This window comes from Bordetella genomosp. 4 (genome assembly GCF_002261185.1).
Taxonomy (GTDB): Bacteria; Pseudomonadota; Gammaproteobacteria; order Burkholderiales; family Burkholderiaceae_B; genus Bordetella_A.
In genome coordinates, this window is sequence record NZ_NEVQ01000011.1 from 66068 (window position 1) to 80520 (window position 14453).

General features: G+C 58.9%; 14 protein-coding genes. 13 read left to right on the forward strand and 1 reads right to left on the reverse strand.

Annotated features, from left to right (window positions below; all coding sequences use genetic code 11):
- Position 1: 1 nt before the first annotated feature.
- Positions 2–652 (forward strand): CoA transferase subunit B, encoded by a 651-nt coding sequence (locus CAL20_RS07805; RefSeq protein WP_094837561.1) that lies wholly within the window; start codon positions 2–4, stop codon positions 650–652.
- A 97-nt stretch (positions 653–749) separates the two neighbouring features.
- On the opposite strand, the gene CAL20_RS07810 is transcribed toward CAL20_RS07805, so the two are convergent.
- Complete coding sequence (locus CAL20_RS07810; RefSeq protein WP_094837562.1) at positions 750–1679, reverse strand: aromatic alcohol reductase; 930 nt, start codon at positions 1677–1679, stop codon at positions 750–752.
- A 257-nt stretch (positions 1680–1936) separates the two neighbouring features.
- On the opposite strand from CAL20_RS07810, the gene CAL20_RS07815 reads away from it, so the two are divergent.
- The 12 genes from CAL20_RS07815 to CAL20_RS07870 all read left to right on the forward strand — a co-directional run bounded on the left by CAL20_RS07815 (position 1937) and on the right by CAL20_RS07870 (position 14388).
- Positions 1937–2824, forward strand: coding sequence for a LysR substrate-binding domain-containing protein (locus CAL20_RS07815; RefSeq protein WP_256981383.1), 888 nt, complete (start codon positions 1937–1939; stop codon positions 2822–2824).
- A gap of 323 nt (positions 2825–3147) precedes the next feature.
- Entirely contained in the window at positions 3148–3921 is a 774-nt protein-coding gene (locus CAL20_RS07820; protein ID WP_094820267.1) for an SDR family oxidoreductase, read from the forward strand.
- A gap of 7 nt (positions 3922–3928) precedes the next feature.
- Positions 3929–4177 carry a hypothetical protein gene (locus CAL20_RS07825; protein ID WP_094820268.1) on the forward strand — a complete coding sequence of 83 codons (249 nt, stop codon included), beginning with the start codon at positions 3929–3931 and terminating at the stop codon, positions 4175–4177.
- On the forward strand, positions 4156–4743 hold the full coding sequence (locus tag CAL20_RS07830) for a DUF924 family protein (RefSeq protein WP_094837564.1): 588 nt from the start codon (positions 4156–4158) through the stop codon (positions 4741–4743). The genes CAL20_RS07825 and CAL20_RS07830 overlap by 22 nt, the downstream gene beginning before the upstream one ends.
- A gap of 34 nt (positions 4744–4777) precedes the next feature.
- On the forward strand, positions 4778–5683 hold the full coding sequence (locus tag CAL20_RS07835) for a LysR family transcriptional regulator (RefSeq protein WP_094820270.1): 906 nt from the start codon (positions 4778–4780) through the stop codon (positions 5681–5683).
- Between the two features lie 103 nt (positions 5684–5786).
- Complete coding sequence (locus CAL20_RS07840; RefSeq protein ID WP_094820271.1) at positions 5787–6668, forward strand: MurR/RpiR family transcriptional regulator; 882 nt, start codon at positions 5787–5789, stop codon at positions 6666–6668.
- On the forward strand, positions 6665–7645 hold the full coding sequence (locus tag CAL20_RS07845; RefSeq protein WP_094837565.1) for an isoaspartyl peptidase/L-asparaginase family protein: 981 nt from the start codon (positions 6665–6667) through the stop codon (positions 7643–7645). The genes CAL20_RS07840 and CAL20_RS07845 overlap by 4 nt, the downstream gene beginning before the upstream one ends.
- 41 nt (positions 7646–7686) lie before the next feature.
- Positions 7687–9573 (forward strand): dipeptide ABC transporter ATP-binding protein, encoded by a 1887-nt coding sequence (locus CAL20_RS07850; protein WP_094837566.1) that lies wholly within the window; start codon positions 7687–7689, stop codon positions 9571–9573.
- Positions 9574–9648: 75 nt separating this feature from the next.
- Complete coding sequence (gene gsiB, locus CAL20_RS07855) at positions 9649–11202, forward strand: glutathione ABC transporter substrate-binding protein GsiB (RefSeq protein ID WP_094820274.1); 1554 nt, start codon at positions 9649–9651, stop codon at positions 11200–11202.
- 56 nt (positions 11203–11258) lie between these two features.
- Positions 11259–12179 (forward strand): glutathione ABC transporter permease GsiC, encoded by a 921-nt coding sequence (gene gsiC, locus CAL20_RS07860; RefSeq protein ID WP_094820275.1) that lies wholly within the window; start codon positions 11259–11261, stop codon positions 12177–12179.
- A 7-nt stretch (positions 12180–12186) separates the two neighbouring features.
- Complete coding sequence (gene gsiD, locus CAL20_RS07865; RefSeq protein WP_094837567.1) at positions 12187–13086, forward strand: glutathione ABC transporter permease GsiD; 900 nt, start codon at positions 12187–12189, stop codon at positions 13084–13086.
- A gap of 228 nt (positions 13087–13314) precedes the next feature.
- The gene (locus CAL20_RS07870; protein WP_094837568.1) at positions 13315–14388 is read left to right on the forward strand and encodes a DmpA family aminopeptidase; all 1074 of its coding nucleotides are present in this window, start codon (positions 13315–13317) and stop codon (positions 14386–14388) included.
- Positions 14389–14453 lie beyond the last annotated feature (65 nt).

Below are 14453 nucleotides of genomic sequence, written 5' to 3' on the forward strand. Positions count from 1 at the left end.
CATGGCATGGTCCCGCGATGAGATGGCGGCACGCGCCGCGCGCGAGCTGCAAGACGGCTTTTATGTGAACCTGGGCATTGGTCTGCCCACCCTGGTTGCCAACCACGTGCCTGCGGGCATCGAGGTGTGGCTGCAATCCGAGAACGGTCTGCTGGGCATCGGCCCGTTTCCGACAGACGATCAGGTCGATCCCGATTTGATCAACGCCGGCAAGCAAACGGTCACGACTTTGCCCGGCTCGTCGATTTTTTCTTCGGCCGATTCTTTTGCGATGATCCGCGGCGGCAAGATCAACCTCGCGATCCTGGGCGCGATGCAGGTCTCGGAAAAGGGCGATCTGGCCAACTGGATGATCCCCGGCAAAATGGTCAAGGGCATGGGCGGCGCGATGGATCTGGTTGCCGGCGTCGGCAAGGTCGTGGTCCTGATGGAACACGTGGCCAAGAAAAAAGACGGCACCGAAGACATCAAACTCTTGCCCGAGTGCAATTTGCCTTTGACCGGTGTCGGCGTGGTCAATTTGATCATTACCGATCTGGGCGTGATGGAAGTCACGGACAATGGTTTGAAACTGCTGGAACTGGCTCCTGGCGTGACAGTGGATGAAATCCAGAGCAAGACACAAGCCAAGCTGGATGTCTCCGGCGTCTAAACCACGCTGGTAGCGGCGTTTTAAAACCCTGCTTGGTGAGCGGCCCTCGGCGGTTGGAAAAGATCCAACGCCGAGGGCCGTTTTTCACTGAGTCCGCCTATTGGCGCAGTCGTGCCTGGAGATAGCGCTCCACATCAATGGTCTCGTAGCCATTGCGTTCGTTGAACGTTGTTGATTTGTCCCACCACATTCCGTCTCCCAGGGCAAAAGCCGCTCGGTAGCGAACCATCACGTCGTCCGCCATCGTATCGAGATCGGTGCGCAGTTTGTCCAAGGTCCATAGCGTTCTCTCGAACGTCGCCCCGGTCACTCGTTCGACAATATCCGCGAGCTGTCCATACGAAATCGTATCTCCTGCCAGGTAAACCACTTCATTGGCAATCAAGGGTTGCGCCAACAGAATTTCCGTTGTGAGTTTTCCGATGTCTTCAGGCGTGGTGACGGTCACTTTCGTATCCCAGCTGCCCAGACCATGAATCACGTGACGATCGAAATCCACAATGTCGAACGCAGGCTCGAACAGGAAACTGGTGAACATTCCTGTAGAGACAATCACCCAATCCGTTGTGCCTTGGCTGCGTAATAGCTGTCTGACTTCGTATTGTTCGTCGAAAACCGGCTGTCCACTGCCCCGGCCTACAACGTCGTAATCCACACCGAACTGCCATGGAAAATACCGCCGCACTCCTGCCGACAGTACAGCCCTGGTGATTTTGAGTTGAGTTCCCGCTCCCGCAACGAATCCGGTGCAGTTCACCACGGTTTTATAGCGTCGGAATAGCGAGGACAGCATTTGTTCGTCGGCCGAGAGATCAAAGCCGAGGGCTTTCACACCGAGCGCGTCGAGCTCCGCTAGAACGACGGCGTCTTGTGCTGAGGGATTGTTGACGGTTCTTGGAGACACCAGCACCGTAATCGGTGTTTGCGCAGCTTTTGCGCGAGGCGCAAGCGCACGGAGGACTGCCATTCCAAGCTGTCCGGCGCCCAGGACAATCGTGTCCTGCAAGATCGTTTTTGCATCATTCATTGGATATCTATTCATTTTTTTGAACTAATTCGTACCTAAGAAATAAGATTCAACGTATTCGTTTTTTCATCGTTGCTTATTTTTAAGCAGAAATGGCTGTCAAAAGGCTCCTTTTTCATGACTTGATAATTTGAATATTTGCAATAATCAGGCTATGTTTCGTCGTTCAATGAATGGGTGCATCGCTGTCTCCTCAGTCCGCGCCTTACCCATCTCACCCAGGCATCAGGGAATTTCGAATGGATCGACTACAGGCCATGGAAACTTTCGTTCGCGTGATCGAAGCCGGCAGCTTCAAGAAGGCCGCAGAGACGATGCGCGTGCTTCCGTCTACGGTGACGAGGACGATCAAGGAACTGGAATCGCATCTGAGCATCCGGCTGCTGAACAGAACGACGCGGGCCTTGAGCATTACCGATGCGGGGCTGCGCTACTACGACAGCTGCAAAGCGATTTTGCGTGAAGTGCAAGTCGCAGAAGAGGCAACGGGGCAGGAGGGAGGGGCGCTGCGCGGAAAAATTCGAATCAGCGCTACACCGTCGTTAGCCAAGGGTTTTCTCATTCCGAAACTGCCCCGCTTCGCCGAGCGCTACCCAGACATCGGCCTTGATTTTGATTTGAGCGATGCCACTGTTGACGTCATTCAGCGTGGCGTCGATTGCGCCATCAGGGCAGGGGAATTGCAATCGTCTCGTCTCATCGCCCGCCGCCTTGGCACATTCCACTGGTACGTGTGCGGTTCGCCTGACTATTTCCGGCGATACGGAACGCCTCACAGCATCGAGTCTCTCAGAGACCATTCGGCGGTCGGGTACATTCACAGCCGGACTGGCCGGCCCGTAAACTGGGCATTCCGGCAGGGAAATGAGATTGTCTCCATTCCGATGGGGCAGCATATCAGCGTCAACGACACTGACGCCTACGTCGAAGCCGCTGTAGCTGGCCTGGGGCTGATCCGTGTCGCCAGCTATATGGTCCGTCAGCAGTTGGCTGACGGACGCCTGGAAAGAGTGCTTTCCGATATCGAAGCTCCGTTGGAGCCGATTTCCATCCTATATCCGCATAGCCGGCACCTTTCCCCCACCGTTCGAGCCTTCATTGACTGGTGCATAGATGTGATTGGACATAATGCCAGGGATTGGTGAACGGGAGGCAGTTGCCACGGCAATGTAGCTATGCGTTTTTTCGAGGCTCACGCTCAAGGGATTGAGGAAAGAGCAGCGTTCAGAATGCCGAGACCCATCGTGGAAAATACGGTAGTCCATGACGATCTCGGGTGATGGCTGATATGTTGGAACGGTCGCAATGTTCCACCACTATTTCTCAAAGTGTGTTGGAGTTTGATGGGTTGTCGAAGTATGTTGGATTGGGCGGTTTTTCTGGATAATCCATCCAGCCGCAGCGGATTTATCGATATTGCCTTGCTGTATATGCTGAAACTCCTTTCCATCCGAGCAGGAGTTTTTCCATGGCAGACCATTCCATCAAGGGTAAAGTCGCGTTGATCGCGGGCGGTGCAAAGAACCTGGGCGGCTTGATTGCGCGTGATCTGGCTGAACAGGGCGCGAAAGCCGTGGCCATTCACTACAACAGCGCAGCGAGCAAAGCCGATGCCGACGCCACGGTGGCCGCGATTCAGGCCGCGGGGGCCAAGGCCGTGGCGATCCAGGCAGATTTGACGACGGCTGGAGCTGTCGAGAAACTTTTCGCCGATGCGATTGCTGCAGTAGGCAAGCCCGATATCGCGATCAATACCGTGGGCAAGGTTCTGAAAAAACCATTCACCGAGATCACCGAGGTCGAGTACGATGAGATGACGGCGGTGAATGCCAAGTCCGCCTTTTTCTTCTTGAAAGAAGCGGGGAAACACGTCAACGATAACGGCAAAGTCGTGACGCTGGTGACGTCGCTCTTGGGCGCATTTACGCCATTCTATGCAGCGTATGCCGGTACGAAGGCGCCGGTTGAACACTTTACGCGGGCCGCTGCCAAGGAGTTCGGTGCTCGCGGCATCTCCGTCACGGCCGTCGGCCCCGGCCCGATGGACACGCCATTCTTCTATCCTGCCGAAGGCGCCGATGCCGTGGCGTACCATAAGACAGCTGCGGCGCTGTCGCCGTTTTCGAAAACGGGCTTGACGGATATTGAGGATGTCGTACCCTTTATCCGTCATTTGGTCAGTGACGGCTGGTGGATCACGGGGCAGACGATTTTGATCAACGGTGGCTACACCACCAAGTGAGGGCACAATGCGTACGGTGATTTTTATCGTGGTGGGGCTGGTTGTGGCAGCAGCGCTGCTGCGTTGGGTCCCCGTACCATATCGGACCTGGGCCGCGGGTTTGTTTACCGCAGCCTGGTTTGGTGTGTCGGCCTGGAATCTGCGTACTGGCCTGTCACACGGATATACCTTGGCCGAAGAGCTGCCTATTCACGTGGCGCTCTTTGGTATTCCGGTTGCAATGGCCTGGGGGGTATGGTGGTGGTTACGACGTTAAACACATGGCGGGCCGATGCGCAGGATCTGCCGGACGAGGCGCTAGCGGTCGTGCGATTTTGGCGTGACGCCGGCGCCGATCGCTGGTTCAACAAGTCAGAGGCGTTTGACGAGGAATTCCGCGGGCGCTTTCTGTCTCTGCATGAGGCGGCTGCACGCGGCGAACTTGATGGTTGGGCGCGGACAGCCGAGGGGGCGTTGGCGCTGCTGATATTGCTGGATCAGTTTCCGCGCAATGCCTTCAGAGGGACGGCTCGTATGTACGAGACCGACGCGCGGGCCAGAATGATCGCGCACCAGGCTGTCGATAATGGTCTGGACGAACAGGTAGAAAAGGCCCTGCGGGTTTTCTTTTATCTGCCATTTTCCCATTCCGAAAATATCCAGGATCAGCGCCGTGGGGTCGAGCGGAATCAGCGCTTGGGACAGCCCTGGTTGACGCATGCCTTGGGACATGCCGATATCATTGAACGCTTTGGCCGTTTTCCTCATCGCAATCCGCTGCTAGGGCGCAGTACGACGGCGCAGGAACAGGCTTTTCTCGATGCGGGCGGTTTTGCCGGCTGATTACTGGACTCTTTCACGCCCATAGGCGAGCTGCGTGGATAAATTCGATCAATATCGCGTGTTTGTCCAGGTGGCGGAAATGGGCAGCTTTATTAAAGCGGCTCACGCGCTCGATTTGCCTCGAGCCTCTGTCTCTGCGGCCGTTCAGCAGTTGGAAACGCGAATGGGGGCTCGTTTGCTGCACCGGACGACGCGCCATGTGCGGCTGACGGCAGACGGCGAGCAACTGCTCGAACGCGTGCGGCCTCTGCTGACCGAGATCGAAAGCATCGATCAGTTGTTCGAACTCAGTGAACGCCAGGTGTCAGGCCGACTGAATATCGACGTGCCGAGCCGCATCGCCAGACGCCTGATCGCGCCGGCGCTGCCCGCTTTGTTGCGTCGCCATCCTCGCCTGCAATTGGCGCTGGGATCGTCCGATCGTGCCATTGATCTGATTCAAGAAGGGGTAGATTGCGCCGTGCGTATCGGTACGTTGCACGACAGCAGCCTCGTCGTACGGCCTCTGGGACGGATCGCATTGATCAATTGCGCCAGCCCTGCGTATTTGCGAGAGCAGGGCGAGCCTACGCATCCCGATGACCTGGCTGCCGGCCATTGGGCGGTAGGGTACGCCTCCGCGACGACGGGGCGGGAAATGCCATGGGAGTATGTCGGGCCGGACGGCGACGAACATGCGCTCGTATTGCCTAGCAGGGTGGTCGTAAACAACGCCGAGAGCTACATCGCCTGCTGCCTGGCAGGGATGGGATTGATACAAATTCCCCGTTTCGACGTGCAGCACTTGTTGGACTCCAGCGCGTTGTGCGAGGTCCTGCCCGACTATCGTGCCGCGGCCATGCCCGTGGCCTTGCTTTATCCCCATCGCCGCCAGCGCTCCCGGCGGCTGGCCGTGTTTCTGGAGTGGTTCGAGCACCTGATGCGGCCGTATTTGGGGTAATCCCTCGGTATGAAAATTAATTTTCTTGAATACAATTACAATGTAAATTAATTTACATGCACCGGCGTATCGCCGTATTCTCTACGTAGCACCCTCCCGATTCATGACTCAGGCGCCTTTGTCTGTTGCAGCGCGGATAGCCCGTGCGCAGCCCTCGTTCAGCCCCATCCAGCACCAGATGGCGGAATACGTGCTCGCGCATCAGTTTCGCGTGGCGACCATGACGATCGATGAATTCGCCGCGGCGGTCGGGGTCTCGGTGGCGTCGGCCAACCGGTTTGCCCGTGCGCTGGATCTGCCGGGGTACCCCCAGTTTCGGGCTGAATTGGCGCGTGGATTCGAGTCTGCTCTCGAACCCGTAGAGAAAATGCGCGTCGAGCTGGCCCATTCCGCCACGGCAGCGCAGGTCATGGCCTCCGCGCTGGAAGAAGACATCCGCAATGCGCAGCGTACGTTGCAGGAACTGGATCCAGAGGCCTGTGAGCGCGCGGTGGATATGGTGTTGGCTGCCGAGCGGGTATTCATTATCGGTTTCGGGTCCAGCGGCTTCTTGGCGGGGCTCTTGCAGCGTGGTCTGTACATGCATTTGCACGCCTGCGAGTCGCTGGCCGGTCCGGGCGGGGTGTCGCATGCCGCTCGCCAGATGGTCCGCATGACGTCACGCGATCTGGTGATTGCCATTGGGTTCCCGCGTTATCTGGCCGATACCGTGACCTTGAGCCGGGCGGCCCAGCAGGCCGGTGTGCCGGTGCTGGTATTGACGGACAAAGCCACCTCCCCGCTGGCACCATTGGCAACTGTGGCGTTATACGCGCATTCCGCGCGCCAGTTGTCCTCCAATTCGGAGACGGCTGCATTGGGGCTGATAGAGGGGCTGTCCGCCGCAGTCGCCCATCGTTCCAAAAATTCAATTCAAGCCGCTGCAGGCGTGACGCAGTCCGTCATGCCGTGGCTATTTCATGGTGCAGGAGCAGGAAAAAGATGATTCAGCCGGTGATCGCCATTCACGGCGGAGCGGGGGCTATGTCGCGGGCCGCGATGTCGCCCGAGAAAGAGCAAGAGTATCTGCAGGCGCTGCGCAGCATCGTGCAGGCTGGCCAGACTGTGTTGGCTCAGGGCGGCAGCGCATTGGATGCCGTGACTGAAGCAGTGCGTTTGCTCGAGGACTGTCCCTTGTTCAATGCGGGCCACGGCGCGGTGTTCACCAGTGCCGGTACGCATGAGCTGGACGCGTCGATCATGGACGGCGCGACGTTGCGCTCCGGCGCGATCGCCAACGTCAATTGCGTGCGCAACCCGGTGTTGGCCGCACGCAAGGTCATGGAAAACAGCAAGCACGTGTTCTTTGTCGGTGAGGGCGCCGTCGATTTCGCCCGCAGCGAGGGCCTGGAAATCGTCGATCCGTCGTATTTCTCCACCGAAGCGCGGCGCGAGCAATTGTTGCGCGTGCAACGCGAGAGCCCCGAGGCTGCCGTGTTGGATCACGACGGTCAGGCGCTGGTGGCGCGTGGCCAGCCGGCTCCGGCAGACCCGCTGGATGCTGACAAGAAATTCGGCACGGTGGGCGCCGTCGCTGTCGATGCGCAGGGCAATGTCGCTGCAGCAACGTCGACCGGCGGTATCACCAACAAACAAGTCGGCCGCGTCGGCGATGCACCAATGATCGGTGCGGGTTGCTACGCGAACAATCGTACCTGTGCAGTGTCCACCACCGGTACAGGCGAAATGTTCATCCGCATGGTGGCGGCCTATGACGTGTCGGCGCTGATGGAATACCAGGGCGCTTCGCTCGAGGCCGCGGCCAGCCGCGTGGTGCACGAAAAATTGCCGACCATCGCGGGCAAGGGCGGTTTGATCGCCGTGGACGGCCAGGGCAATGTGACCCTGCCGTTCAACACCGAAGGCATGTATCGCGGCTACGGCCGAGTGGGCGAAGACGCTGTCGTCGCCATTTACCGATGACACTGACGTCATCACGCATTTAGTTAGGAACGGAATTCAATATGGTTGATCGCGCTCAGACGCTGGCGATGCCGGAAAACCGCGTGGTCCAGGTCGATGACCTGACGGTGCGCTTTGTGACCTCTGAACGAACGGTAGAGGCGGTGCGCAATCTGTCGTTCCATGTCGATCGTGGCGAGACCTTGGCTATCGTTGGCGAGTCGGGGTCGGGCAAGTCCGTGACGTCGCTGTCGCTGATGCGCCTGGTCGAGCATGGCGGCGGGCGCATCGCTCAGGGCCGCATGGCGCTGCGCCGCCGCAATAACGAGATCGTGAACCTGGCCGGCGCTTCGCAACGCATGATGCGCAGTGTACGCGGCGCCGATATGGCGATGATTTTCCAAGAGCCGATGACGTCGTTGAATCCGGTGTTCACGGCGGGCGACCAGATTGCGGAAACGATTCGTCTGCACCAGGGCATGGACGCTGCTGCGGCGCGTGCCGAGGCTTTGCGCATGCTGGAGCAGGTCCGCATTCCCGAAGCCAAATCCGTGCTCGATCGCCACCCGCATCAATTGTCCGGCGGTATGCGTCAGCGTGTGATGATCGCAATGGCGTTGGCCTGCAAGCCTGCATTGTTGATTGCGGACGAGCCGACCACGGCGCTGGATGTGACCATCCAGGCACAGATCCTGCAACTCATCCGTCAGTTGCAAGACGAGATGCACATGGGCGTGGTGTTCATCACACACGACATGGGCGTCGTAGCCGAGGTGGCCGATCGTGTGCTGGTCATGTTCCGCGGCGACAAAGTCGAAGAAGGTTCGGCTGATCAGGTGTTTGCAGCGCCTCAGCACCAATACACCAAGGCCTTGCTCTCTGCTGTGCCGCGATTGGGTGCGATGCAAGGCACGGATCTGCCGGCGCGTTTTCCGCTGTTGCAAGTCGATGGCCAGGCGCAACCTGTGGCAAAGGACGGCGATGCCAGCACGCAGGAAGTGCCGCGCGCAAAACAGGATCCTGTTCTCAGCGTGCGCGATCTGGTGACGCGTTTCGATCTGCGCGGCGGCATATTCAGCCGCGTGCAACGCCGTGTGCATGCCGTTGAAAAAGTGAGTTTTGATCTGTATCCGGGCGAGACGCTCTCGCTGGTGGGCGAGTCCGGTTGCGGGAAATCTACGACCGGCCGTTCGCTGTTGCGCCTGGTTCAAAGCCAGAGCGGCCAGATCCTGTTTGGCGGCCGCGACATCATCAAACTCAAAAATACCGAACTGCAGGCATTGCGTCGCGATATTCAGTTCGTATTCCAGGACCCGTTTGCTTCGCTGGATCCGCGTGTGACGGTCGGCTTTTCCATCATGGAGCCGCTGTTGGTGCATGGTGTGGCCTCGGGCCGCGAAGCCGAGGCGCGTGTGGCCGAGTTGCTCGAACGCGTCGGTTTGCCTGCCGAGGTTGCGCAGCGCTATCCGCATGAATTTTCCGGCGGTCAACGTCAACGCGTGTGTATCGCGCGGGCACTGGCGTTGAATCCCAAGGTCGTGATCGCCGACGAATCCGTGTCGGCCTTGGACGTGTCCATCCAGGCGCAAATCGTCAACCTGCTGATCGATCTTCAACGCGACCTGGGCGTGTCGTTCCTGTTCATTTCGCACGATATGGCAGTGGTCGAACGCATCAGCCATCGTGTCGCGGTGATGTATCTGGGACAGATCGTCGAGATCGGTCCGCGCCGCGCCATTTTCGAAAACCCCCAACATCCCTACACCAAGAAGCTGATGTCGGCCGTGCCGATCGCCGATCCGGCGCGTCGCCATCTCAAGCGCACCTTGTTGTCCGATGAAATCCCGAGCCCGATCCGCAAGGTCGGCGACGAGCCCGTCGTCGAGTCGCTGGTGCAGGTCGGCCCGGGGCATTTTGTTGCGCGTCATGCAGTGGGTGGCGCGTATTGATGTTGCCGGCGGCGGCATGCCGCCGGTCTGTTTTGTTCACTAAACCGTCTCTCCTTTTTGATTTCAGGAGCTGCAATGATGAAAGTACTGCGCCCCACTAAGCTGATGGCCGCCGCCGCGCTGGCCTTTGGCGTGCTCGCTTCGCCCTTGGCTCACGCCAGCAAGGACGTTACCTTCGCGGTATCGATCGCGCTGGAAACGCTCGATCCGTACAACACGAACAGCACCCTGAACCAGGCTGTCGGCAAGGCCTATTACGAGGGTCTGTTTGAGTTCGACAAAGACCTGAAGATTCAGAAAGTCCTGGCCACTGACTACTCTGTCAGCGAAGACGGTCTGGTCTATACCTTCAAGCTGCGTCCTGGCGTCAAATTCCAAGACGGCACCGATTTCAACGCCGAAGCAGTCAAGATCAACTTCGACCGTCCCGCCAATCCGGACAATCGCCTGTCGCGCTACATCCAGTTCAGCGTGATCGATCACATCGATGTGGTGGATCCCCTGACGGTCAAGATCACGCTGAAAAAGCCGTTCTCGGCTTTCTTGAACGCCTTGGCTCACCCGGCTGCCATGATGATTTCGCCTGCCGCGTTGAAAAAATACGGCAAGGAAATCGGTTTTCACCCCGTGGGCACCGGTCCGTTCGAATTCGTCGAGTGGAAGCCCGCCGAATACCTGAAGGTCAAGAAGTTCGACGGCTATTGGAACAAGGGCAAGCCGAAAGTTGATTCGATCACGTTCCGCACCGTGACCGACAACAACACGCGTGCTGCCGTGGTGCAGACGGGCGAAGCCCACTTCGCGTTCCCCGTGCCGTTCGAGCAAGCGGCAATCCTGGCCAAGAACGACAAGCTGGACGTGGTCGATCACAAGAACTCGATCATGGCCCGCTACCTGTCGATGAACACGCAGGTCAAGCCTTTCAATGACCCCAAGGTTCGCCAAGCCATCAACTACGCCATCAACAAACAAGCGTTGGCGAAAGTGGCATTCAACGGCTATGCCACCATCGTCGATGGCGTTGTGCCCACTGGCGTGGATTACGCACACAAGACGGGTCCGTGGCCCTACGATCCCGCCAAGGCGCGTCAACTGCTGAAGGAAGCAGGCTACGAAAAGGGCTTCGAGACGCAGTTGTGGTCGGCTTATAACGACGGCACGTCGGTCAAGGTGGTCCAGTTCCTGCAGCAACAGCTCGCTCAGGTCGGCATCAAGACCTCGGTAGAAGTATTGGAGTCGGGCCAACGCGTGCAGCGCGTGCAGCAAGTGCAAAAGCCTGAAGACGCCAAGGTTCGCCTCTACTACGCGGGCTGGTCGTCCTCGACCGGCGAAGCAGACTGGGGCCTGCGTCCCTTGCTGAGCACCGGTGCTTTCCCGCCTGTGCTGAACAACGTGTCGTACTACTCCAACAAGTCTGTGGACGATGGCATTCAAGAAGCCCTGGCCACGACGGATCGTGCGAAAAAGACCGAGATCTACAACAAAGTTCAGGAAACCATCTGGAATGACGCCCCCTGGGCCTTCCTGGTGACCCAGAACAACGTGTACGTGAAATCGAAGAACCTGAGCGGTGTGTATGTCGAACCCGACACCTCGTTCTGGTTCGGTGACATCGATCTCAAGCAGTAATCGCAAGCAAGGCTCGGCGGATGCATGGGGCATCCGCCGACGTCTCAGGAATTTCAATGCTGACCTATATCGTCAAACGTTTATTGGGCATGATCCCGACCCTGTTGTTGGTCTCGGTGGTCGTGTTCTTGTTTGTGCACATGCTCCCGGGCGATCCGGCGCGCCTGGCCGCGGGCCAGGATGCCGACCAGGCCACGGTCGAGCTCGTGCGCCAGGAGCTCGGGCTGGATCTGCCCTTGCCGCAGCAATTCGTGCGCTACTTCAGCCATATGCTGCAAGGCGATCTCGGCCACTCGCTGCGTACCAAGCGGCCCGTGGCGACTGAAATCGCCGAGCGCTTCATGCCCACGATGTGGTTGACGATCGCCAGTATGATCTGGTCAGTCGCCTTCGGGATGGTCTTCGGTATCGTCTCTGCCGTCTGGCGCAATCGTTGGCCTGACCGTGTCCTCATGACGCTGGCCGTGTCGGGGATTTCGTTCCCGGCATTTGCTTTGGGCATGATGCTGATGCAGGTCTTCTCGGTGAATCTGGGATGGCTGCCTACCGTGGGCGCCTCGAGCTGGAAACACTATATTCTGCCGTCCATCACGCTGGGTGCCGCCGTGGCGGCAGTGATGGCGCGATTCACGCGGGCATCGTTCGTCGAAGTCATCCAAGAGGATTTCGTGCGTACGGCACGGGCCAAGGGCCTCACAGAAAACCGCGTGGTCATCAAGCACACGCTGCGCAATGCGCTGATTCCCGTGGTCACCATGATGGGCCTGCAGTTCGGCTTCTTGCTAGGCGGCTCAATTGTGGTCGAGACAGTGTTCAACTGGCCAGGGCTGGGCCGGCTGCTGGTCGATGCCGTGACGCAGCGTGACTATCCTGTGATTCAGGGGCTGGTGCTGCTGTTCTCGCTGGAATTCATTTTGATCAACTTGATTGTCGACGTGCTCTATGGCGTCATCAATCCCAGTATCCGTTATAAGTGAGGCGGGCATGAGCAATACGACTACCGCCACTACCGTGCAGGCTGCCAAACAGAACGAGGTGCGCACGCCGCTGACCGAGTTCTGGCGCAAATTCAAAAAGCAGAAACTCGCCGTGGGCGCAGGGATTTTCGTCCTGCTGCTGGTCTTGGTGGCGATTTTTGCGCGCTGGATTGTTCCTTTTGATCCGGAGAACTTCTTTGACTATGACGCGCTGAATGCGGGACCGTCTGCGACCCATTGGCTGGGCGTGGATTCGCTGGGCCGGGATATCTTCAGCCGCATCATTGCGGGGGCACAGATCTCGTTGGCCGCAGGTTTCCTGTCGGTCGCCATGGGTGCCGTGGTTGGCACGTTGATGGGTCTGATGGCAGGGTACTACGAGGGCTGGTGGGAACGCATCACCATGCGTATTTCGGACGTGCTGCTGGCATTTCCCGGCATGTTGCTGGCGATCGGCGTGGTAGCCATTCTGGGCTCGAGCATGGTCAACGTGATCGTTGCTGTGGCCGTATTCAGCGTGCCGGCGTTTGCGCGCCTGGTACGCGGCAATACGCTCGCCATCAAGCAGATGACCTACGTTGAGGCCGTGCGCAGTATCGGTGCGTCGGACTGGACCATCATCATGCGCCATATTCTGCCCGGCACGATCTCACCGATCGTGGTCTATGGCACGATGCGTATCGGCACGTCAATCATCACGGCCGCCAGCTTGTCGTTCCTGGGGATGGGCGCGCAGCCGCCCACGCCGGAATGGGGCGCGATGCTGAACGAGGCACGTGCCGATATGGTGCTGGCCCCGCACGTGGCGATTTTCCCGGCGCTGGCGATTTTCCTGACCGTGTTGGCGTTCAACCTGTTGGGTGATGGTCTGCGCGATGCCTTGGATCCGAAAATCGATCGCCGTTGAACCGCGAGCGTGATCCGCAGTGAATCGAAAAAGCCCCCACGCCGCGCCTTCGGCTTGCTGCCCCCCAAGGGGGCTTTTTTGTCTTGGGACGGCCCGGCGACAAAAAAGGGCACGGCGCAGGCTGTGCCCTTTTTTCCTGGTCGACGACCCGTCAGGACTATTGTGTGTTTCCGCGTTGCCCGCGCAACGCAGGTGTGAATAAGGAGGCCGCCTCGCAGCGGTGATGCCATGACAAAAATTGATCCGGCTTTTCCGATGCCGCGTGTCGGCCGATTGCCCAGCGGTGCGCGTGATGCGATCAGCGACGTGGCGGGCGTGACTGTAGGTCACGCGACCTTGGCCGATGGCGATTGCCAGACCGGTGTGACGGTGGTGCGCCCGCATGCAGGTAACGTCTATACCGACAAAGTGCCTGCTGCCGCCAGCGTCATTAACGGCTTTGGCAAAAGCATAGGCCTGGTGCAAGTCAGCGAGCTCGGCGTTTTGGAAACGCCGATCGCATTGACCAATACGTTCGGCGTGGGCACCGTGGCCAATGCGCAGATACGTCAGGCGATTGCGGCCGACCCCCAGATCGGCCGCGAATGGGCAACGGTGAACCCGTTGGTATTCGAGTGCAATGATGGCTATTTGAACGACATCCAGACATTGTCGGTGTCGGAGGCCCACTATCTGGCGGCATACGAGGCCGCCGGCGTCGATTTCGCGCAAGGGGCGGTAGGCGCCGGACGTGGCATGTCGAGTTTTTCTTTCAAGGGCGGCATCGGCTCGGCATCGCGCATCGCCGAAATTCAGCCTGGACAGCGTTATACCGTCGGTGCGCTGGTGCTGTCGAACTTTGGTCGCCTCCCACTGCTGACGATTGCCGGCCGGCCGTTCGGCAAGCGTTTCATCGAGCAACAAGCGAGTGAAACGGGGCCTGAAAAAGGTTCGATCATTTTGCTGCTGGCCACGGATGCGCCATTGGATGCACGCCAACTCGGCCGCTTGTCATTGCGTGCCGCGGCAGGACTGGCGCGTACCGGTTCGGTATACGGCCACGGCAGTGGCGATATCTCGATGGCGTTTTCTACGGCCTATACCGTACCGCATCAGGCCGACCGCGCGATGCCCGCACAAGCCATGCTGCATGAGGCCCGCATCGACAAGCTGTTCGAGGCTGCTGCTGAAGCCTGTGAGCAGGCCATTGTGGCCGCGCTGTGGCGCGCCGAGACGGTGCAGGGCCGCGATGGCCATGTGCGTCAGGCGATCACCGAGGCGATTCCTGATTGGCGGCGGTGGCTCGACGATCGAGACTTGTGATCGTCCGGGCATGACGTTGATTCCAGGCGCCCGACGGACTGTATTTTTTTACCGAGTTTTTGAAC

Coding starts and splice junctions, on each gene's coding strand:
- CAL20_RS07805 (WP_094837561.1), top strand. CDS start 2: ATGGCATGGTCCCGCGATGAGATGGCGGCACGCGCCGCGCGCGAGCTG.
- CAL20_RS07810 (WP_094837562.1), bottom strand. CDS start 1,679: ATGAATGATGCAAAAACGATCTTGCAGGACACGATTGTCCTGGGCGCC.
- CAL20_RS07815 (WP_256981383.1), top strand. CDS start 1,937: ATGGAAACTTTCGTTCGCGTGATCGAAGCCGGCAGCTTCAAGAAGGCC.
- CAL20_RS07820 (WP_094820267.1), top strand. CDS start 3,148: ATGGCAGACCATTCCATCAAGGGTAAAGTCGCGTTGATCGCGGGCGGT.
- CAL20_RS07825 (WP_094820268.1), top strand. CDS start 3,929: ATGCGTACGGTGATTTTTATCGTGGTGGGGCTGGTTGTGGCAGCAGCG.
- CAL20_RS07830 (WP_094837564.1), top strand. CDS start 4,156: ATGGTGGTGGTTACGACGTTAAACACATGGCGGGCCGATGCGCAGGAT.
- CAL20_RS07840 (WP_094820271.1), top strand. CDS start 5,787: ATGACTCAGGCGCCTTTGTCTGTTGCAGCGCGGATAGCCCGTGCGCAG.
- CAL20_RS07845 (WP_094837565.1), top strand. CDS start 6,665: ATGATTCAGCCGGTGATCGCCATTCACGGCGGAGCGGGGGCTATGTCG.
- CAL20_RS07850 (WP_094837566.1), top strand. CDS start 7,687: ATGGTTGATCGCGCTCAGACGCTGGCGATGCCGGAAAACCGCGTGGTC.
- gsiB (WP_094820274.1), top strand. CDS start 9,649: ATGATGAAAGTACTGCGCCCCACTAAGCTGATGGCCGCCGCCGCGCTG.
- gsiC (WP_094820275.1), top strand. CDS start 11,259: ATGCTGACCTATATCGTCAAACGTTTATTGGGCATGATCCCGACCCTG.
- gsiD (WP_094837567.1), top strand. CDS start 12,187: ATGAGCAATACGACTACCGCCACTACCGTGCAGGCTGCCAAACAGAAC.
- CAL20_RS07870 (WP_094837568.1), top strand. CDS start 13,315: ATGACAAAAATTGATCCGGCTTTTCCGATGCCGCGTGTCGGCCGATTG.